The following is a 20303-nucleotide window of genomic DNA, read 5'->3' as shown; positions in this document are numbered from 1 at the left end:
ATGCAACAAACATGTAAAAAGGCGGATGTATTTTTGCAAGTTTTGTTCCATAGCAGTGTCTATTCCATTTTCCGTCTTCTCCAGAAAAACAGAACCATAACGATACTTATAGCGAGTAATAGCCATACATGCCTGCTTGTTCCCAGACGAACCCCTGTTTCCGGTATTGATTGTGTGTTTTCGTTTGTGATTTTTAACTCAATCACATCTCCTCGTGCAGCCTCAATCCGCTGTTTCATGACAGCCGTATTTTCATTCGATGTTGCCTGAACTGGATTTGAATACTTATCATTCTCTTCTTTTTTAGAAATCGAAACAGCGTATTTTGATGTATCAACAGTTTCTGTTATTATGATATCCGAAGATATATCTACATTTTGTAATGTAACTTTATCTCCATGTTTCAAGGATGTTCTAAGTGTCTTACTACGCAGCTTTTGACCATCTTCCCAATAGAGAATTTCCATATCAAATGGCTTCTTGCGGTTTCCAAGTGGACCAGTGACTTCCTTTGTAATCTCAACCGTCACCCCGCCTTTTTGCGGATGATTGACGATATGTCTGTCCGAAACAGCTCTCCAGGTATTTGTCGTCGGTGATTTCTCATATAGGAATAAAATATCGGATTCTACATCGACCATATATAAATTAAAGTTATCCTGATACTGTGTTTTGGTTTTATCTGCTTTGTTCTTTTTGTTCGGAGTAACAGATTCTACCATCCAGTATCTGCCATCTGGTATCTCCTCCGATAACTGAAGCATTCCATTCTCATCAGTCAGTTGCAAGTCAAAATCAGGATTACACTTCTGACCATCCTTTTTCAGAACGATATCGTCCTTGCTCTGTGTATTGTCATAATCTACTGTATATCCTGTATCATCCGCATATTCTTTCGTAACATCATCATACGGTACTTTGTAGAACAGAAAACCTGCACCAGCAAGTCGGTTTCTTGGAAGATCATCCGTCTTTAAGAAACTTCGTTCAGCAAGATTGAAATGCAGATTCTGCACTTCCAGTTCCATCTTGGAAACATCCTTGAACTCATTCTCATCCTTCGGGAATATTTGTTGTCCATTTGAATCGAAATACTGAATCTCTGGATAAATAACTTCATAATATAGGAAACCATCCCCGTATTCCGAAGAATAATGTGTCTTTCCTATCTCAATTTCTTCCACCTTATATTCCACCGGATTTCTGTCCTGGAATAGTGGAACATTGTCGACTGTGTGTTCCCATCCGTTCTCTTCATTCAGCAGGAATTCCTGTCCTGTAGAAATTCCATTCTGATACAATCTGATTTTCACCTGTTTTTCCGTCAGTGCATCATTTGGATTTTCCCATGTCTTTTTGATATGCAGAGTGCCTGTTTTAGCAAAATTTCGGATATTAAGGCTGGTATCTCCTCGCTGAAACAGAACAGATTTTCCGTCTATCTTACCATCAACTGGTGCCTTAACAGCCTCCTGATTTTCGTTAGCCTCCCTATCCACCAATTTTGCATCAATGATTTTGAATGCTCCATTGGCAATCTCAACGGTGATCTGTATATCTCCTGTGTCTACATATCCCGTCGGTAAGTTTGTCTCTCGCAACAAATACGTCTCAGTTGCTGTTCTGTTCTGTTTGTTTTCATCTTGTAACGGAATGTGAAGTTGTGCGATTCCGTATTTATCAGTTGTTACCGTTTCCTCCTCAACACCGTTCTTACTGACAGCAAAATTGATCTTCTCCATTCCATGTCCGGTAGACTCATCAAATTTGTTCAGTGTGAGTATTCCCTCTTTCTGATAACGGTTCTCCAATTCAATAGTAAGAGTCTCACCACCGCGTCCAATTCCACGTCCTGTGAATTGAATTCCACTTTCTGGATATGCTTCCCATGAATTTACATTATCTCCTTGTTCATGAGAATTGCGGACATTGTACCAACCTGAAAATTTCACATTCGAATCTTTTGGCTTATAGTTGTACTCTTTTAATGTGTATTTCCAGAATGAGTCCGCCTTAACGATCCACGTACAGCTTGTATGTGTATCATCTGTCCATGTACCTACAACTTCTATTGGAGCATCCTCCGCTTGCGGAGCTTCTGCATCCGGTTTCTGGCTATCTTCTGAAGGAAGCACAAGTTTCATATGCTCATGAAATGCAGGTGGCTGAGGTTTTCCATCTAAAAGCTTTTCATCCATATCTACCTGGATATAATAATCTTTCTTGACTTTCTCTATTGCTTCCGGCATTCCGACAAAATCTTTCTTTACTGTCAGGTAACCATTTTTTGCTACAATACGTCCGTCAATATGCCACCCATCGGACATTTCACTTTTGAAAGAATACCAATAAATGGTGAAGAATTCGGTATCTAATTTCGATGGCGGAATCTCCCTGTCTCCGATACGAATCATACGTCCGCTTTCACGAATTGTCTGGAATACCTCTTCATCGGAAGGAATTCTATCTATCTTGTAGATATAGTCTCCATTTCCAATATATCCCTCATCTGGTTTAGTTCCCTGCAAAAGTTCTTGCACTCTCTTATTTCCATCCGCATACTGTTCCCACGTAGATGGATTCTTATTTCCAAGAACTGGAACATCATGCAATATACTTGCCTTCACATTACAGTTTGCCACGGCAACCGCACTTGTATAATCGTCTACATTCGTGGTTGGTAATGCTACCGAACCATCTTCCGGCATCGCTGACTTACAGATATAAAACTGTACCTGTTTTCGATTTTGGTTACTAACCTTACGCCACGCTGCATAGAGGGTGATTGGCTGTCTTGCACTATTATTTATAAGATCAGAAATAGAATCCCCTGCACCGCATTCCTGCCACTTTCCGTCTTTGTTTCTGTAATCCCAATGATCGAATTCATACTGTTCCAACTCTTTGCTGTCATTATCTTCATGATCATAAACTAGCGGATATGGTGACTTAACGTTATGTTTTCCAGCTTCTATTTCATTCTCATAATCATCTGTATGTCTTGTCTTATTCTCAACCTGAGGGGTCAACTTAGCTTCCTTAGGAAGTTTCTTCATATAACGAGTTGTATTATAGATAACCCTGACTGCCCCAGACTCCAGCGGTTTGTCTGCGATCACCTCATAAGATGAGTTAACCTTCGGAATTTCAAATTTTACCTTATCATTTCCGGACGGTTCTGGAAGAACCTCATTTTCGTCCCTGTCATTAGATGTACAACTCCAGACAATCTCCTTGCCATAATACTCACCTTCTAAACTTGCCCTCTTTGGTACTTCCAAAGTATATGCTTCCCCATGGCCTACATACTGTCTCTTAATTGCTTCTCTTTTGGTCAGATTCAGTGGATCCAACACTTCAATCAGATGAAAACTTTCCTCTACACTGAAATGTCTTCCTGCCAGCCCAACCTGAGAAGAAAGTCCTGTCAAACGATCAAAATAATTTTCGATTCTGTCTGGATTCAGTGGGTTTGGCTGTGAGAAATAATAGACAGATACATCTTTCCCGTTTTTCAGGACAGGAATATACCATGTACCATCGTTGTCCTTATAAGGGTGCTGTACAAACACACGGCTGTCTGTCGCATAACCAAACAGAATCTTCTCTTTCTGATCTGCGCCGGGCTCCAGCTTGCTCGGAGTGAAACCAAACTCACTGTAAATTTTAGAAATCGTATCATCTGGTTTAGCTCGCAAATAATAACGACTGGCTCGGCCACTGTTTGCTTTGATTATGTAATGTTGCTCAGCATTGAGGTTCTTTATCAGCTTATAATGTCCATCGATAAATACATAAAAACTGATATTTGCTTCTTTTACCGCAGCCGGCTTTTCTGTATTATCAGGAACAATCACATATGGACGTACTGCATCATCTGGCTGAATAGTAAAGCTCATGGTATGCTCTGCTTCATTTTTACTCCATGTAACCGCTGAAAGAGTACCATCTTCCTTTCTGCATTCCCAGTTTATATCCTGCGTTTGTTCTTCTACACGCGGCTTTGTACTAACTGTTCTTGTAAGTGTTGACTTTCTTGCAACAAAATCAATTGCCGGAAGATCACGCAAAGCTGTTTGGCTGTAAACCTGTCCATCTTCATCCTGTACTGTCACACTGTAAAAACCGTTATATCTATCATCGTCGTGTTCTAGTAAGGTCTTTGCACTCATTGTGGCAATATTCTGTCCGTCTGGCAGGTAATACACATCCATCGGCTCTCCGGACTTTCCTATATAAATACATTCATGACCTTCTATCGTGTATTTCCCTGCATTATGGATTGTATCGTAATCTCTCTTGGAATAATAAAAACGCTCTTTTGCTCCATTTTGAATAGAACCATCGTAATGAAATTTTTCAAAATGCTCTTTTAACTCATCATTAGAAATATAATAATAAACTGTTCCCGGCTTTGTTGTAGTATCTTTTATAACAGGAATTTCTTCGTTTAGAACATTATATCTCTCATTATTTACAAAAGTATAGAATTTAATGTTCAAGGTTGCTGGTGCAAAAGTGTTGCATGCAACCGTATATGGTTGCTCTATCTTTCCAATAGAAAAGGTTAGTTTATCGCCCTGTTTCACCGGAGCAATTGTTTTATTTTCATCCTCACTGGCACAAAGCCAGTCGCTTTCCTTCGTATCTCCTGGATCAACGGAAATTGTGACCGCAGAATCTTTCTTATAGTAACTCACAGTTCGATTTCCATCCGGATTGATCACTGTAACCGAATAGAAACTGTTCTCATTCTGCTTAATCTGGTCTGAATCATTATCCGGAATTTTTTCGCCATCAGATGCTCCTTTTGGCATATAGTAAACATCTGTCGGTACCGTTGTGTCCTGATTGTCCAGGGTGTAGGATACATATTGCTGTCCTTTATAAGTTACCACTGTCGCCTGTGCTAATGTCTTCTCACCACGGACTGTATATGGAAAATAATTTCCGGACTGTGTTTCCTCTGCATTCAAGCCGAACTCTTTATAAATCTCAGCAAGATCACTGACAGATAAATAGCATCTGCCCTGACGGTTCCATTTATACACTTTTTTCAGTGAATCAGCCGGCAGCTTTCGAACCTCATTGTCTGCATATATATAAAACTGAATATCAAAGGCTGTCTGGTCCGCTCTCTGGAGCACATAAGACTGTGTGATCTTTCCGATTGAGAACCTTGTCCGGTTCCCTGATTCCCGTACACCATCTATTACCTTATCATCTGTTCCCATACAGGTCCATTCGATCTGGTCTGTCTGATCCGGCAATTGTGGATTAAAGTCAGACACAACTTCTTCCACTACAGTTCCTGTTAATGCATAACGAATCCGATCCTGCCCTTCTCCCTTTACCTCTACGGAATAAAACGAGTTGTCCTTTTTTACAGAATCTTTTAAATTTAATGCAAGGCCTTTTCCATTTGGAAGGTAGTAAACATCTATCGCTTCCCCTTGTTTATTCTGTCCATCATTGTAAGAAACATATGTCTTTCCGGATTCTGTGTCTGTATAAACTTTTCCGTATTCTATCCTGCTTTTTCCCCGGTATGCAGATACAAACTTATTTTTTGCATCTGGATTCTGACCATCGCTGTTTTTTACAAATCCAAATTCTTCATATATCAGGAGCAGGTCCTCAATGGAAACACCATAGTAGGTAGTTCTTCCGTCTTTCCATGTTGCAATGCCGGTAATGTCATTATGCTGAAGCTTTACCTTGTTTCCATCAATAATAACATAGAAATCAATATCAAATCCTTCGGAAATCTCCTGAAGCCTTGGTGATTCCTCTTGTGCAATCTGCTCCTCAACGGCTTTTTCTTCTTCTGAAAACTCTCCCGGGGATGGAGTAATTTCTTCCTCCGGAATCTCTTCTAATGGCGGGGTGATTTCCTCTCCAGGAGTCTCTTCTGATGGCGAAGTATTTTCTTCTTTCGACGTCTCTTCCGACAATGATGTACTTTCCTCAGGAATAGATTCTTCTGTGTGCAGTTCACCCTCTTGAGTACTATTTATATTTGGAATATTCTCTTCTTCCACTGAAACTGCCAAAACTGTCGTTCCTGCGCTATTCATGCACAAAACCAATAAAAGTGTCCAGGCTATCCATCTTAGCCATCTCTTTTTCCTCTTCACACAAATTCCTCCTAAAAACATATTTTCATTTTCTTAGCTATCTGCCTTTTTTATCCATTCCTTCTGCATTGCCGCTTCCAGAAAACAATGAAGCAGCGGTTGGGAGAACGAGCCACATTCCCCGTTCAGGATCATTTGCAATGCTTCTCCATGAGTCAGTTTACTTTTATAGGGGCGAGGACTGATTAAGGCATCATATGCATCAGCCAGTCCCACAACCTGTGCACAAAGAGGAATTTCTTCTCCATGCAAACCATCCGGATACCCAGCTCCGTCATATCGTTCATGATGATGTCTGCAGATTTCATAACTAAGCGCATTTAATTTGTCTATAGTAAGACCTTTTGGAAACTTCTTTGTCATTTCAGCTCCAACCAGTGGATGTTGTCTCACGGTTTCCATCTCTTCATCTGTCAGCCTGCCATTTTTGTTCAGAATTTCAACAGGCACCCTGATTTTTCCAATATCATGAATTGGCGCCAAATGTGATACAGCTTCTACTTCTTCGTCTGTAATTCCATATTCCGGATAATTTTTCTGCAGTTGGAGATACATCTGCTTTGTAAAGAAAATAATATTGTCCTGGTTTTCCGCTTCTGATAAATTATTATGATCCAGAACTGTAGACAATAATGACACCATATTCCAATATTGCTTGGTCTTATCGCGCTCGTTCTTCTGGAGTTCTCGTTTCATTTCCATTACGGATCTGTAGGTTCTTTTTACATTATGTAATGTAATCATTGCTATATTATCTTTTATATCCACATATTTCTTAGCCCTCATCTTTATATAAGATTTTTCACTCTCTATTCTGCGGTATACGATATCCTGCTCTGCATAGCCATGAACCAGATTTTCTGTTAACTTATCGCTTAACAGGAAATCTCGTAGCTTTGATTTATCAGCATCATGAATAAATCTCTCTATATATATCTGAATAAACGTATCATAATCTTCTGTCTTCCTTGCTATTTCAAAGACCTCTTGATTATGTGAGTAAATGCATTCATACCTATTTGTTTTTAGATTTAATTTTAATGCTACATAAAACCTGTCAAAGTCCTTATCTGTGCAAACCATTGGTTTTTCCTGCTCCATAACTCCACCTCTTACGTAACTCAACCCTTAAAGGTACTAGTTTATGTCAAAAAAATATTCCTTAATACTATTTTCACATATAATAGTATATCGTTCTTTCTATTTTTTATAATGCACAAAATTTGCAAATATGGTGTGTGTATTTTGCAAGAAGTGTTCCATTATATGAATTTTTCCAAAAAGAAAAACGAACCACACTAACCATGTGATTCGTTATCTTTTATAACAATTCCAATATTTTTAATATTATAATTCCGTTTCGAACAGCTAATATCTCAGCCACATTGTCAAAATCCATTCCTGTCAATTCTACTATTTTCTGCAAACGGTATGAAACTGTTCGAGCATGCACGCACATTAACTCTGAAGTTTTTCGAATACTTTGTTTATGATTCAAATAGCATTCCAGCGTATCAATCAGTTCTCCATTTTTCTGAACATCATACTGATGAATCTCATGGACTGTATCTGGTATATATGTTCTTAATTGCTTTTCATCCTTAATATTTGTAAAAACATGAAAGAATCCTAATTTTGAACAATCCACTACTGACTTCTGTATATCACCTGTTATCTTTCTAATGACATCAATGTATTCTATTGCAGTTTTAGAATCTTCAAAAGAATCTTTCAAATCATGATAACCTTTAACACTTTTTCCTATCCCAATCAGGAATTCAAATTGTTCTTTTCTATCTGTCAATTGATCTTGCGTTTCTTTTTGAAATTTTTCCAGCTTTCTTCGAAATTCCCGTTTTCCTTCTTTTTATTTTCCTTGTGAATATATATGATTCGATTTGTATTACAAAAAATATACTCTTTAGGTAGAAATTTTAAAACTGCTTTTTCTACAATCTTTGTCTCTTTTCTTTGTTCAGCACTGAAATTTTCTTTATTGTTTCCAGATTTCAAATAAAATGTGATAACCCGATATTCATCTGTTGCATTAAGATCAAGCAGATTTGCAACATCCTCTTTCTCTGATTCTGACAGCGATCCATTTAGCATTCGATATTCTAAATCTCTATGATATTTCTTTTCAATACTCTTTACCGTTTCATTTTGAATTAAAAAATATAATAAAGCTGAAACTGCCCCCTCTAATGTTATAAAATCTAATTCCATTAATGGTTCGTTTATCTCTGATATTAGCAAATAATACTTACTCTGACCGAAAATGTCGATTTCTTTTATATATTCAACATTATTTCTTTTTTGACGTATATATTCAAGCTGCGTAATGATATTAGGCACATATTTTGGGCTATCCTTTAAAATTTTTAATTCAATTGGTTCTGATGTACTTGAATACATATTATGAAATTGTGCGTCATACAAAGCAACAGGATTTCCAAGCATAGTTTCCAGACCACAAATCAATTTCTCTATTGCTTTCTCTCTAATAGCTCTTCCAGCAAAATACTGACTGATTTCATCTCGAGTTAATTTAGAATAAATAAATTTTGCAACTACGATATTACTACATATTTGAGATAGTACATACTTAATAACCAACCAGTAACTGATATCCTGTGGAAGTTCCAAAACAGGTATATTGTGTTCTTCACAAAAACATACCAAAGTTTCAAACAACTTATTTAAATGAGCTGTATTCTGCTTTCTTTTCACAATAAATCCACTTATCTGCTTTTTATTTAATTCATTTAAGTGACTTACCATCATATGATCATCTAGTTTTTCATAAGCGGGCAAAGAAGTTAGGAGCAACTCACCCCCCCCAGAAAATTTTCCATGTTGGGAGCTACAATAATTCGAACTCCTCTTATTTCTCTATTGATTCCTGAATTGTCACTAATTAATTTCATCCCTGGGAATTTGTTTGAGTCAATAAAATTTTTTATTGTGTATCCAATTCGTGTTGTACCTCCGTATTTTATAGTATATGTTTATCTAAAACCTAAACATCTGCCAATGATATAGCGGTATTATAGCAAAAAGTAATATTATTTTCCACCTTAAGTAATCTGTATTTTCGCAAATAAATACAGCAAAACTTTATTTATACACTAAAAAAAGATGCAGGAATCAACTTCCCACACCTTCATTAGTAGCCTGGTATCCGCTATTCTAGCACCCCTGTTTATCTCACACCTCAATCAGCTCCTCTCTCCGGCTTATCTTTTCCCTGTTTTTCTTGAATAATCTTCTTATTGATTTCAAGCCGTTCATGAATGGATAATTTCTTATCTTTTCCATCTACCATCTGCTTCTGCTGTGCCGTTTTTCTATCTGTCTTTCCTGCATCCTTAACCACTGCATTCGCTTCGGTACTTGTTACTCGCTCATCTGCTCTTGGGCTTTGTCTGTACATATACATCTGATCGTTTGCTTTCAACTCCTTGTTGTACTCTCGCATCAAATTGTAGGCATACGCTTTAGAAACACCAAGAATTGCCCACACATCATCCACATCCATATACATTTTTTCCTGCACTATACTCATATCGCTTTATCCTCCTTCAAATATTGCTCAACATGTTCCAGACCATAAATCTTGTCCTCTACATAACGGGTTGGCACCCGACCGAGAATCACATAATAGTTCTTACTTGCCAGATCAGCATTCATTCTTTCCACCACCCGGTAAGCAAAAGAAACTGATAACTCAAAGAGTTCGGCAATGTCTTCCACTGATAAATACATTTTTCTTTTACGCATGAAACCATTCCTTTCCTTCTTCCTGTGGAATCTCACAGGTATCTTCTACCCCGTAGAAACGCTTCACAAAATACTTTGTCGGAACTTTTCCTCTAAGCGTCAAATATCCCTGTTCTTCCAGCTCCTTATTCAGATTGCCAATGATCTCATAAGCCGATGTCTGTTTCACCTCCAGAAGTTCACATATATCAGCTGCCTTTAAAAATAATTTGTTCTGCATAATCAGTACCTCCTGTATTTTGAATATTTATCTCTTCATATACTCTGTACTGGCAGATGCAAAATCGGACATCATTTTCCGAAATTTAGCAAATTATTTTAATTTTACAGTTTCCATATGTGTTATCTCTGAATCATGGAGTTTATATCATTGAAAAAGGGTATAAAAAAACAGTCTGCCCTGACGGAAAATATTTCCATCAAAACAAACTGTTCTTCATATTCACACTAATTATATTTTCTGAGCATAGTTACTTTTTGCGAAAATCTCAGATAACTCCGGAAAGAAAACAAAGAAAAAAAATATTTTTTAACTCCATTTGCACTCCACTGGAACATCCAGACAGCCCGCAAAGCCTTTATTTATGGGCTTTTTCGCAATTTAGTCCGCTACTCAAACTCCCTGTAACCATAACATAATCGTTAAATATATAATTGTCTTTTGCAGATTTTTATATTCATAATATCCAAATTTCACGCCTTATTCATAGTTTCCGATCAAACAGGTATCATACAGGTATCACGAATATTTCTCCTTAATTGCTCTATCTACATGGTGCTAGCACCATGTAATTATTACACCAATAAGGAAAAGCTATCGGCGCTCCCTCAACTTCTCTAATATCGCCATAACGTCTGGCTGCGTTGGAGTAAACTTAATACCTCGCTTCAACATCCCCATAACTTTTCTCGCTTTTTGCTCAATCTCTCTGGCGGTATGCTCACTCGTCAACATCAGATGATTTCCGGCGATTGTATATTCCCGTTCTATGTATTCTTCTGTTATCGGAAACATATCTTGTATCAGAAATGCGCTCTCCCGGCTGTCGTCCAGTTTGGCGATATGAAGAATGTCGCAAGATTTCCCGGTTTTTTCTTTTTTCTCCATAATCCGTCTGTATTTGTCAATGCGGCTAGACAATGGTATCATCCAGTATATCCCGGTACTTGTATCTTCAAGGCAGTAATAACGTGGTCTGTTTCCTGCCTTATTTCCTTTGAGATACGGATCTGGCATATCTTCAAAAAATTTATCCTTGATAATGTAAAAGCCTGTTTTCTTCATTTGCCTGTCCTCATTACGGAAAAGTCCCTCGCCTTGCGGCGAAGGACTATACTTTCGACCCAACCATTTATATACCGCATATCGGTCAGCGGTAAACTTTCAACCCGACCATTTATATACCACATATCGGTCAGTGGTAAACTTTCTTTGTACCTACATACTAGCAAGCGCAAAGAGGAAAGTCAATAGAGCTTTCCATTAAAATTATATGCTAAGGACCACTAATATATACTTATCCCACAGTAAAAGAATTACCGTCTTTTATTGCCTGCTGTATTCATGCCTTGCGAAATTTGTCTTTTTACCTCTGGCATCTTCATCGCCTCAGAGATAAGCGTATTCATCATATCACTACCTAATTGATTTTCAAACTGTTTTTGTTGCAACTCTAATTGATTCTTATGTTCTAACTGCAATTTATCAATTTCCATTTTATGCTTTTCTTTTTCCTTTTCCAAGTCCAACTCATAAGTCTTTTCAAGTTTTTTAATATCCTCTCTGCTCTGCTTTCTTGCAACAGCATAACTTGCAAAGCCAGAAATCAAAGCACAAACTACTGATACTATGTACGGCAAATAATTTTCCATATGGAATCCCCCTATCTCAAATGCTTCTGTAGAAAGATAGGAACAGGTATTACCTGCCCCTATGCTTCTTTTTCCTTTTCTGCTGTTTCAGTTCAAACTGCCGCTGTTTCTCTGCTTCCCGTTGTTCCCGGCTCACAGTCTTACGTTCAGTTTTTAACTGCTCCTGCTGTAATTTCAAAGCCTGTTGCGACTTCGTGCCTATCCCGGTATTCTGTACCTGTTTCCGCACTTCTCTCTGTACCCGTTTCGGATTGCGACCAGCTTCTTTTACATCAGTTGCCACAGCCGGACTAAACCGCAGCCGATAGTAATTTTTCAGGATAAAATCGTATACCTCATAATCTTTCGGCTCCGCCCCAAATGTAACCTTGCATACAGATAATTTTCCCTCCGATATGCGTTCAAACACACCTATCCAGAATGGTTCCTCAAAAAATACTGTCAATCTGCCCAATGCTTTGTCCATGACAATTCCTCCTTAAAAATTGTACTGAACAAAGAACGGACGACCCAAGGAGGGAGGGCTACTTACACCAAAGCGGTGCGACCGGACTACCTACCGGCTCTATAAGAGATGTTATCCCTTACGTTGTGTTTTTATCTCTGTACTTTGATTTTAGCATACTATCAGCGATTTTGCCACAAGAAATAAGGGGCACAGCCGCCGCCATGCCCCAAATCACTACCGTTCCAATACTCTTTCGATTTTCTGCTTTTGCCCTTTCAAATCGTTCTGCTTCTCATACAAGCTGTCACGTTCTTTACAGAGTGACTTCATGCGCTCCAACTGCGCCCGCACTCCCTCCCGGCAATCCGGCTCAATCCGCTTATATTCTCCGGTCAGACTACGTATCTCATTATTATTTGATTTTATCTGCTCCGACACGCATATCCAGTCAATCAGATTGCGTACTTCCATATCCATATCATACAAATCCGTCTCCGAAAGAATTTTCGCGCATAGCCGAACCATAACTTTTTTCTCCATATCTGTCACTCTATCAATCCCCCTATCTGTTCATTTCAAATGCACGTTTCGGGCGCTTATTTGCCTTTTCTGCCCGTTCCAGAGCCTTAGACCGCTCAACTATCGACTGCACCTGTTCTCTACCAAAATAACGCTCTAAACGCTCCAAATCTGCCGTTTTCTCCTGCAATCGGTCAATAATGTCACTCTGCTCCATGATCTTATCTGTCAGGCAGCTGATCTGCTGTTCCTGCCGGGTAACTTTATCTTTCAGTTTCTTTCCCTGTTCCGCAAGTTGAACGCATTTAATCGTCAGTACTTTTATCGTCTCTTTCAATTTCTCCACAAGTGGAGAGGCTTTTTTATCCTTATAAGCCTTTGCAGACATCAACGCCGCCGGTTCAGGCAACTGCCACTTCTCGTCCTCGTCATAGGCGTGTATGTTCCGTTCCATGACCGCCTTAGACTGAACCATTTTCTCAATATCCTGTTGCAATTTCTTCTGTTGCTTCTCCAATTTCACATTATCAGACAGCAGCTTTTTCTTGTCCTCTGCCAGCATTGTCGCCTGCTCCTTCAGCAAATCACTTGTTTCCGAAAGTTCCGACACTTCCTGCCGGATTGCTTCGCCCTTCTGCCGTATCTGCTCTGTTTCCTGCACTGCTTTTCTATGCTGAATCTGAATATCTGATAATCGCTCTTTTCCGTCAGAAATAGATTGCTCCAATTCTGCGACTTCCTTTGCCCGCTCCTTTTTCTCAAAGTCCAAAACAGATAAATGCTTTTCATGTGTGCCTTTCTTCTCCCACTCAATCCCATGTTCCAGCATGACGGCGGCAAGCTGTTCTTTCTCATAAGCCACCCACTGATTTAATTCCGTTTCCCGCCTTGTACCGCCTTTAAATCCGAGAGCAGATAACGCCTGTTTCAAAGAAACTCTTGTATCAAGTCCCCGCTTGCTTCCTGTCGTATACGGTACAAAATCTATATGCAAGTGGGGCGTTGCTTCGTCCATATGAAGATAGGCACTAAATACTCTTAACGTAGGATTTCGCCGCTGGAAATCCCGCATATATTTATCCAGCACCTTTGCCGCAAGCTGTCCGTTCTCTGTCTTTGCCCCCATGTTGTCCTTATCCCCGATTTGCAAAATAATTTCATGGAATGGCTTTTCCTGCTTGCCGGAACGGATTTTCTCATAATAATCGTCAATCCGGCGGTCACTTCTGGTCTGCTTCTCATTGTACCAGGCGAGTGCTTCATCAAATAATTCGTGATATACGTCCTTAACATTTTCATTGCAGTATTCCACGTTCAGACAGCTTCGCTCCGGGTCAGTATTCTTTGCATGGAATTTTCTGCTATTATGGTTAACAGAGCCTTTTCCTGTCATAAAGCTGATAGTTCGCTTCAATCAATATCCTTTCTCCCTTTCCGGGCAATCAGCGCCGGATACGGCGCATAAGCTTTGTTACTTTCGTAGAAAGTAACGCAAAAGCACTTTTGACAGCCGTTCCATCCATCAAAAGCTGCCTTTGCGCCCTGCCGGGGGCTTTTCCGTCCTACGGACGGGGCGGCTGTTGCCGCCGCTTTACTTCCGCCGCTATAGCTTTTCGGATAGCCGAAAGTACATTTTCTATCGTATATTCATCCCATCCGGCAAGCCATATCAGCATCCGCATTTCTGCCTCAGTCAATTCTATATCTCCGAATATTTCATTGAGTTCGGCAATCCTCCGGGCTTCACTCTCGTAAAAATATTTGTTCACATTCCGGGTTCCCCATTCTGGCTGTCGTATCATATTCGCCCTCCTTTTCAAGACCGCAACAACGCAAGGTCTATATCTTTTGCAACCTTGCAGACACCAAGCCCGCAAATTCTATATACTCTGCATTGTTGCGCTATTGCCTTATTCCGGCTTGATTTTATCCAGTTCCCAATACCACGAATTGTTTATCCGCTTTGCTCTGATACTCAATTCCTTTTTCGCATTTTCAAGCGTCCGTCTGGATATACCCTGTTCCTCTGCAAGATTGAAAATCTCATTGCTCTGCATGGCATTGTTTGTTTCTGCCACTTCCCGGAGCAGACGCTTCGCCTGTTCCAGCTTATTCGCTTTCGGAGCGATACCGCCCAACACTTCATCAGCGGTAATCTCATAATCTCCGAGCCAGTGAAAACCGTCCTCCGACAACTCAAAGGCTTTCGGGTGCCCAAACGCCGCCAGATTGTTTTTTATCTGGACTACCGCCCTTATATTCGCTTCGCCCTCCACTCTGCCGACCAGCAGGACGCTCCTTGCCACCGCAAAGAAATCAATGGAACCCATGCCCCGATATGCTGCCTTATTTCCAGCCGCTTTGTTCATGTGCCCTACAAGTACAATGGCACATTGATATTTCTCCGCCAAAGTCGCCAGCTTCTTTGTCATATCCCTTGCTTCATTTGCCCGGTTCATATCCATACCGCCGCCGAGATACGCCTGTATCGGGTCTAAAATCAGTAGCTTCGCCTTTGTCCTTATGACTGCTTCTTCCAGACGTTCATCTATCATGGAAAGTGATTTTATGCTCTCGTCAATGACGGAAATATTTTCACAATTTGCTCCTGCCGTTTCCAAACGGGGCTTAACCGTATCTGCAAGCCCGTCCTCCGCACTCTGGTAAATCACATTCAGCGGCTCCGTCAGTTTCATTTTGCTGTCCAGACCCTCGCCTTTTGACAGCTTCGCCGCTATGTTCAGCACAAGAGTTGTCTTACCGTCCCCCGGATCGCCTTGTACAATCGTCAGCTTTCCATAAGGGATAAACGGAAACCACAGCCACGCCACCTCCTGCGACTGTATCTCCGACATTTTAATCATCTGTAATTCTGTTCTCGTTTCTACCATAATGTCCTCCGTTTTTGAAAAATTCGTTGTCACCGGAAGAAACCTCTGCTATACTTGAATTGTGATTGTTGATAACAGAGGTTTTCCAGTTATCACAGCCCTAACAGTTGCCGCTGTCAGGGCTTTTTTCTTCGCCTTGCCACAGATACCTTGCACCGTCCAACATCCAAAGAATTGCTTTCAGCATATCTTCATAGGCTTCCCGCAAATCTCTGATTTCTTCGGAAGTAATCCCCGGCTTTTTGCCATCAATTTGCTCCGCCAGTTCCACCAGCCGATTCTCCATTTCCTGCAACCGTTCCACAATCTGATAAACTGTTTCTTTCTTGCCTACCACGCACACCCGGTTATAAATGCAGGAACGGACAAAATAATCTTTTTTCTTCATGCCGCTTGTGAAAATCTTTGCTTCGATTTCTTCCCTCTCTCTCGGAGAGATACGGAAACTGATTGTCGGATATTTGTGTGTGCCGCTCATTCCTCTGCGCCCTCCTTAAATTCTTCATCCAGCAATTTTGCCATTTGTGTCTGTTCCGTCGGGAACATATGAGCATAGCGATAAGTAATATCCACGCTTTCATGCCCCACCCTGTTTCCAATTGATACCGCCGAAAATCCCATGCTGATAAGCAGTGATACATGAGAATGTCTCAAATCGTGGATTCTAATGCGTTTCACTCCCGCTTTTTTCGCCCCTCTTGTCATTTCATGGTGCAGAAAGCTTTTTGTCAGATGAAAGATACGGTCAGTGGGAAGAATCCCGTATAATCTGCCGATATAATCTTTCAGTTCTTCACATAAGAAATCCGGCATACTTACATTTCGTTTGCTTTTCGGAGTTTTCGGGTCTGTAATTACATCTTTACCCTCCAATCGCTGATAAGATTTTGTTATCCGAATGACTTTGTTATCAAAATCAATATCCTGCGACGTGAGAGCTAACAGTTCGCCCACTCGTAAACCGCACCAGTACAATATCTGAAACGCATGATAGGAATATGGTTTGTCCTTTACCGCTTCAATGAATTTCAGATATTCCTCTTTTGTCCAGAACAACATTTCCTCCGCTTTTCCCTTTCCCAACGGCCCCGCCTTTACAACAGGATTGCTTTTCAGTTCATAGAACCGTACCGCATGATTAAACAGTGCACTCAATTCTGATTGCAGAGTTTTCAAATAAGTCGGAGCATAGGGCTTTCCTTTTTCATCACGATAGGAAATCTGTTCATTCTGCCACTGGATAATATCTTTCGGACGAATATCACGCATTTTCTTATCCTTGAAATAGGGCAGTAGCTTTGTCCTCAAGATATGCTCTTTCGTCAGCCAGGTATTGTGTTTCAGTTTCGGCTTCATATCTCTTGTGTATGCCTGAACAAATTCCTCAAAAGTCATATCCAAGTCAGCCGCTTCTTTCATACGGAAATGCCGTTCCCACTCTGTTGCTTCCCGTTTGGTCTTAAATCCCCTCTTAACTTTCCGGCAATTCTTACCAGTCCAGTCATAATAGTGAAAGGACACATACCATGTTCCCCGCTGTTCGTCTTTGTACGCCGCCATAATCTCACTCCTTTCCTAATTCGCCTGTGCCATGCCATAAAATTTTTCTTCATAGTATTTTCTGCTCACTCGTCCGGCGATTGTGATAAAACCTTTTGCTTCCAGTTCTTCGTTCATCTGCCGCACCAGCTTATAAGCAAATGGTTTGGAAATGCCTAATTCCTGCGCCACTTCTCCGGCTGTTACAAATAAATCATTTTTCAAATACACGTCCTCCTTTTAGATTTTTAACTTTTTTGTTAAGTTCTATATTTTCAGTATACTTAACATTTCTGCTATTGTCAATAGCTTTTTTGTTAAGTTTATCTTTTTTATTAAATTTAGCATTTCTGATAAGTTTTTGTTGCCGTATTATTTTAGGTATGCTACAATGTAGGAAACGGGATAACTATTTTCACAGGAGGGCTTTATGGAATACACGATACGAGAAATGACGGTAATGGAATATCCTCTATTGAATGAATTTCTATACGAAGCTATTTTTATTCCAGACGGTATAAAGCCGCCACCGAAAAATATTATCGCTTCTCCCGAATTACAAATTTATGTTGACCGCTTCGGGGCATCAAAAGCTGATTTCGCATTAGTCGCAGAAGTTGAACAAAAAATCGTTGGTGCTGTCTGGGTACGCATTATACACGATTACGGACATATTGATGATGAAACGCCCTCTCTTGCCATCTCTCTATACAAAGAATACCGGGGACAGGGGATAGGAACCGATATGATGAAAGAAATGCTATCTTTGTTGAAAACACATGGTTATAAACGTGTTTCACTTTCTGTTCAAAAGGCTAATTATGCGGCTGAAATGTATCGAAAAATCGGCTTTGATATTATACGGGAAAACAAAGAAGAATGGATTATGGTGTGTAATTTGTAAATTTTAAGGAAAGGACACAGAATTATGACACTGGGAGAACGAATTAAGAGAATCCGCACATTTCGGGGATTAACACAACGGGAACTAGGATTGAAGCTGGGATATGAGGAGCGCAACGCTGATGTTCGTGTAGCACAATATGAATCCGGCTATCGTGTTCCCAAAAAAGATACTCTCATGGAAATTGCCAAAATTTTGAATGTCAACTATATCAATTTTATTACCGAAGCCCCCGGCTGCGCCGAGGACATTATGCAGACTTTTTTCTGGCTTGACGAGGACAACCGCAATACCTTTCATCTGTTCCAGCTTGTCCGCAATCCCGGCAAGTGCAACGCTTCTGATGATAAGTCTGTTCGCTATAATGATAGTGACGAATGGCCTGCTCATGCCCCTGTCGCTATGTGGATTGATTACGGTCTTGTAAATGAATTTCTACGTGAATGGTGTCTGCGGAAAGAACAGCTAAAAAGCGGAGAAATTTCAGAGGACGAATATTTTGAATGGAAAATCAACTGGCCTGCTTCCAGCAGTAGCGTTGATGAAAAGGGAAATGACAAGAAAAATAACAGTTATGATTGGAGAAAATATAATGGATTATAATAATATTTATAATTTTAAAAACCCTATTCGGCATTTTATAAATATAGACAATATAATTTTCCCAACAAGTCCAGCTTCCATAGACATTGATGATACTTGTTGGACAAAACCTATCAAATTTACCATACGAAAAAATGATAATAGCTTTCGCACCTTGAAGCTTCCCAATATTATTTCTTTAACTTGTGCTTATGAACATTTTAAAACATTTCCACACTTTGATGATCCGCAACAACTTGACACTTCTCATAAACGATTATCTGTTCGATTAAATACAGGGGATTTTGCGATTGGGGAATATGATGTTCAATTAGAAAATGACTTTGAAGAGCTATGTGTCTATGACAATCTAATCAAATTAGATATAAAGGAATTCTATGGGCGATTATATACTCACTATTTAGATTTTAATGGCTTACCTGACCGCTATATTACAAATATGAATTTTGGAGCTACAAACGGCTTGATTATGGGTAACTATTTATCTCTATATTTTGCTGAACAACATTTAGCAAAAATAAGTTATGTTCTTGAAAATGCGCTTGTAGAGCAAAATATCGTTTGTGATTTTACATATTTTTCCGATGATTTTTATTTCTTTTGTAACAAAGAGGACGTAAGTAAAATAATCCAAATATTTTATTCTGTTTTAGATCAATTCGATTTGCAAGGAAACGAAAACAAATATGAAATATGGGATTATGAAAAATTTAATTCTTATAATGTAATTGCGAGATATTGGAAAAAATTAATTGCACATTGTAATACACATTACAGCAGCGAAAGTTCGCAAAATAAATTGGTTTTTATAAATCAAATTGTGTACCGTATATCTCAATTATACGATGAAAAGCAAAAAAGAGTATTTATTAACAACTTTTTTAAAACAAAATATTTCAGAACACTAAATTTAGAAAAATTCATCACAAAAGAATATGACTACCATCAATTATGTTATATTTTTAGAACTTCTCCAGAATCACTATTATATTGTATTGACAAGTTTAGCTATATGAATAACTTTGATAAAAATAAAGTAAAGAAATTTTTCAAGATACGGTTTAAGGAATCCCTAAAAACTTCGTTTCATGAAGAACAACTATACTATTTTTATGCAATTAGTGAATTAGGGCTTACAGATATATTAGCAGAAAATACTGAATTAGTTTTGTGTTCAAAAAATCAAGTGCTAATTTCATATTATCTTAGCATTCACTTATTTTCTGAACAGGATATTAATACTTTAAAGAATAACACAGATGAAGCATATTGGTTTCAAAATTATCATTTAATTCTATACACCCCTAATTTGTTAACAGATTTAGAAAATAGTATATTATCCTACCTAATTCCCGAAAAATGTCGTCCCGTACCAAACGAAAAATCATCTGCTGTCAGACGCAGAACAACCTATATGGAATTTTATAAAGAAAACTTATCTAACGGAAAAGAACTTATTCAAAATATAAATGATATAGAAATTGCTATCCATGAATATCTAGATCTAAGATTTGAAGAAGAAGAAAATCTATTTTTTCAATAAAACAGGTATCAAAAAGGTATCACGCCACATACTAAGAGCCGGAAAGTCCGCTGTTTATGCGGCTTCC

Annotated in this window: 20 protein-coding genes; 3 read left to right on the top strand and 17 right to left on the bottom strand. The window is 39.1% G+C overall.

The features are described from left to right. Window positions 1-59: 59 nt before the first annotated feature. The 17 genes from DXD92_RS02935 to DXD92_RS02855 all read right to left on the bottom strand — a co-directional run bounded on the left by DXD92_RS02935 (window position 60) and on the right by DXD92_RS02855 (window position 17411). Window positions 60-6137 carry a Cna B-type domain-containing protein gene (locus DXD92_RS02935; RefSeq protein ID WP_243037537.1) on the bottom strand — a complete coding sequence of 2026 codons (6078 nt, stop codon included), beginning with the start codon at window positions 6135-6137 and terminating at the stop codon, window positions 60-62. Between the two features lie 33 nt (window positions 6138-6170). Then, window positions 6171-7238 carry an HD-GYP domain-containing protein gene (locus DXD92_RS02930; RefSeq protein WP_118600675.1) on the bottom strand — a complete coding sequence of 356 codons (1068 nt, stop codon included), beginning with the start codon at window positions 7236-7238 and terminating at the stop codon, window positions 6171-6173. Window positions 7239-7458: 220 nt separating this feature from the next. Next, complete coding sequence (locus tag DXD92_RS02925; protein WP_158579541.1) at window positions 7459-7941, bottom strand: PucR family transcriptional regulator; 483 nt, start codon at window positions 7939-7941, stop codon at window positions 7459-7461. Further along, window positions 7938-8966, bottom strand: a complete 1029-nt coding sequence (locus tag DXD92_RS02920; protein WP_118640014.1) for a hypothetical protein — start codon at window positions 8964-8966, stop codon at window positions 7938-7940. Before DXD92_RS02920 ends, DXD92_RS02925 begins: the two co-directional genes overlap by 4 nt. Window positions 8967-9351: 385 nt before the next feature. Continuing rightward, a complete protein-coding gene (locus tag DXD92_RS19615) occupies window positions 9352-9702 on the bottom strand; it encodes a hypothetical protein (RefSeq protein WP_242856687.1) in 351 nt (116 codons plus the stop codon). Next, on the bottom strand, window positions 9699-9917 hold the full coding sequence (locus DXD92_RS02910) for a hypothetical protein (protein WP_055227196.1): 219 nt from the start codon (window positions 9915-9917) through the stop codon (window positions 9699-9701). The genes DXD92_RS19615 and DXD92_RS02910 overlap by 4 nt, the downstream gene beginning before the upstream one ends. Further along, the gene (locus DXD92_RS02905) at window positions 9910-10137 is read right to left on the bottom strand and encodes a hypothetical protein (protein WP_008705329.1); all 228 of its coding nucleotides are present in this window, start codon (window positions 10135-10137) and stop codon (window positions 9910-9912) included. Before DXD92_RS02905 ends, DXD92_RS02910 begins: the two co-directional genes overlap by 8 nt. 594 nt (window positions 10138-10731) lie before the next feature. Continuing rightward, the gene (gene cptIN / locus DXD92_RS02900; RefSeq protein WP_118640013.1) at window positions 10732-11202 is read right to left on the bottom strand and encodes a type III toxin-antitoxin system CptIN family toxin; all 471 of its coding nucleotides are present in this window, start codon (window positions 11200-11202) and stop codon (window positions 10732-10734) included. 251 nt (window positions 11203-11453) lie between these two features. Beyond that, complete coding sequence (locus DXD92_RS02895; protein WP_118640012.1) at window positions 11454-11789, bottom strand: hypothetical protein; 336 nt, start codon at window positions 11787-11789, stop codon at window positions 11454-11456. 49 nt (window positions 11790-11838) lie between these two features. Further along, window positions 11839-12255 carry a YjdF family protein gene (locus DXD92_RS02890; RefSeq protein ID WP_118640011.1) on the bottom strand — a complete coding sequence of 139 codons (417 nt, stop codon included), beginning with the start codon at window positions 12253-12255 and terminating at the stop codon, window positions 11839-11841. Between the two features lie 216 nt (window positions 12256-12471). After that, entirely contained in the window at window positions 12472-12786 is a 315-nt protein-coding gene (locus tag DXD92_RS02885; protein ID WP_199696566.1) for a hypothetical protein, read from the bottom strand. Between the two features lie 13 nt (window positions 12787-12799). After that, on the bottom strand, window positions 12800-14149 hold the full coding sequence (locus DXD92_RS02880) for a plasmid recombination protein (protein WP_118640010.1): 1350 nt from the start codon (window positions 14147-14149) through the stop codon (window positions 12800-12802). Between the two features lie 169 nt (window positions 14150-14318). Further along, window positions 14319-14558, bottom strand: a complete 240-nt coding sequence (locus tag DXD92_RS18675) for a hypothetical protein (protein WP_015515202.1) — start codon at window positions 14556-14558, stop codon at window positions 14319-14321. Window positions 14559-14666: 108 nt separating this feature from the next. Beyond that, window positions 14667-15647 carry an AAA family ATPase gene (locus DXD92_RS02870; RefSeq protein WP_118640009.1) on the bottom strand — a complete coding sequence of 327 codons (981 nt, stop codon included), beginning with the start codon at window positions 15645-15647 and terminating at the stop codon, window positions 14667-14669. A gap of 100 nt (window positions 15648-15747) precedes the next feature. Next, window positions 15748-16125, bottom strand: coding sequence for a plasmid mobilization protein (locus DXD92_RS02865; RefSeq protein ID WP_118143265.1), 378 nt, complete (start codon window positions 16123-16125; stop codon window positions 15748-15750). Continuing rightward, window positions 16122-17207 (bottom strand): site-specific integrase, encoded by a 1086-nt coding sequence (locus DXD92_RS02860; RefSeq protein ID WP_118640008.1) that lies wholly within the window; start codon window positions 17205-17207, stop codon window positions 16122-16124. Before DXD92_RS02860 ends, DXD92_RS02865 begins: the two co-directional genes overlap by 4 nt. A 15-nt stretch (window positions 17208-17222) precedes the next feature. Next, entirely contained in the window at window positions 17223-17411 is a 189-nt protein-coding gene (locus DXD92_RS02855) for a DNA-binding protein (RefSeq protein ID WP_118640007.1), read from the bottom strand. A 205-nt stretch (window positions 17412-17616) separates the two neighbouring features. Here DXD92_RS02855 and DXD92_RS02850 point away from each other — a divergent pair, with 205 nt between their 5' ends. Genes DXD92_RS02850 through DXD92_RS02840 form a run of 3 tightly spaced genes read left to right on the top strand, consistent with a single transcriptional unit; the run spans window position 17617 to window position 20236 of the window. Beyond that, complete coding sequence (locus DXD92_RS02850; RefSeq protein ID WP_118014012.1) at window positions 17617-18090, top strand: GNAT family N-acetyltransferase; 474 nt, start codon at window positions 17617-17619, stop codon at window positions 18088-18090. 24 nt (window positions 18091-18114) lie between these two features. Further along, complete coding sequence (locus DXD92_RS02845) at window positions 18115-18693, top strand: helix-turn-helix domain-containing protein (RefSeq protein ID WP_118640006.1); 579 nt, start codon at window positions 18115-18117, stop codon at window positions 18691-18693. Continuing rightward, a complete protein-coding gene (locus DXD92_RS02840) occupies window positions 18590-20236 on the top strand; it encodes a hypothetical protein (RefSeq protein ID WP_226981547.1) in 1647 nt (548 codons plus the stop codon). Before DXD92_RS02845 ends, DXD92_RS02840 begins: the two co-directional genes overlap by 104 nt. The last annotated feature ends 67 nt before the right edge of the window (window positions 20237-20303 follow it).

Origin of the sequence: Blautia sp. TM10-2 (assembly GCF_003480845.1) — a bacterium.
In the GTDB taxonomy this organism is placed as follows: domain Bacteria; phylum Bacillota; class Clostridia; order Lachnospirales; family Lachnospiraceae; genus Fusicatenibacter; species Fusicatenibacter saccharivorans.
Note: the sequence above shows the minus strand (reverse complement) of the source record. Positions and strands in the feature narration are given on the sequence as shown.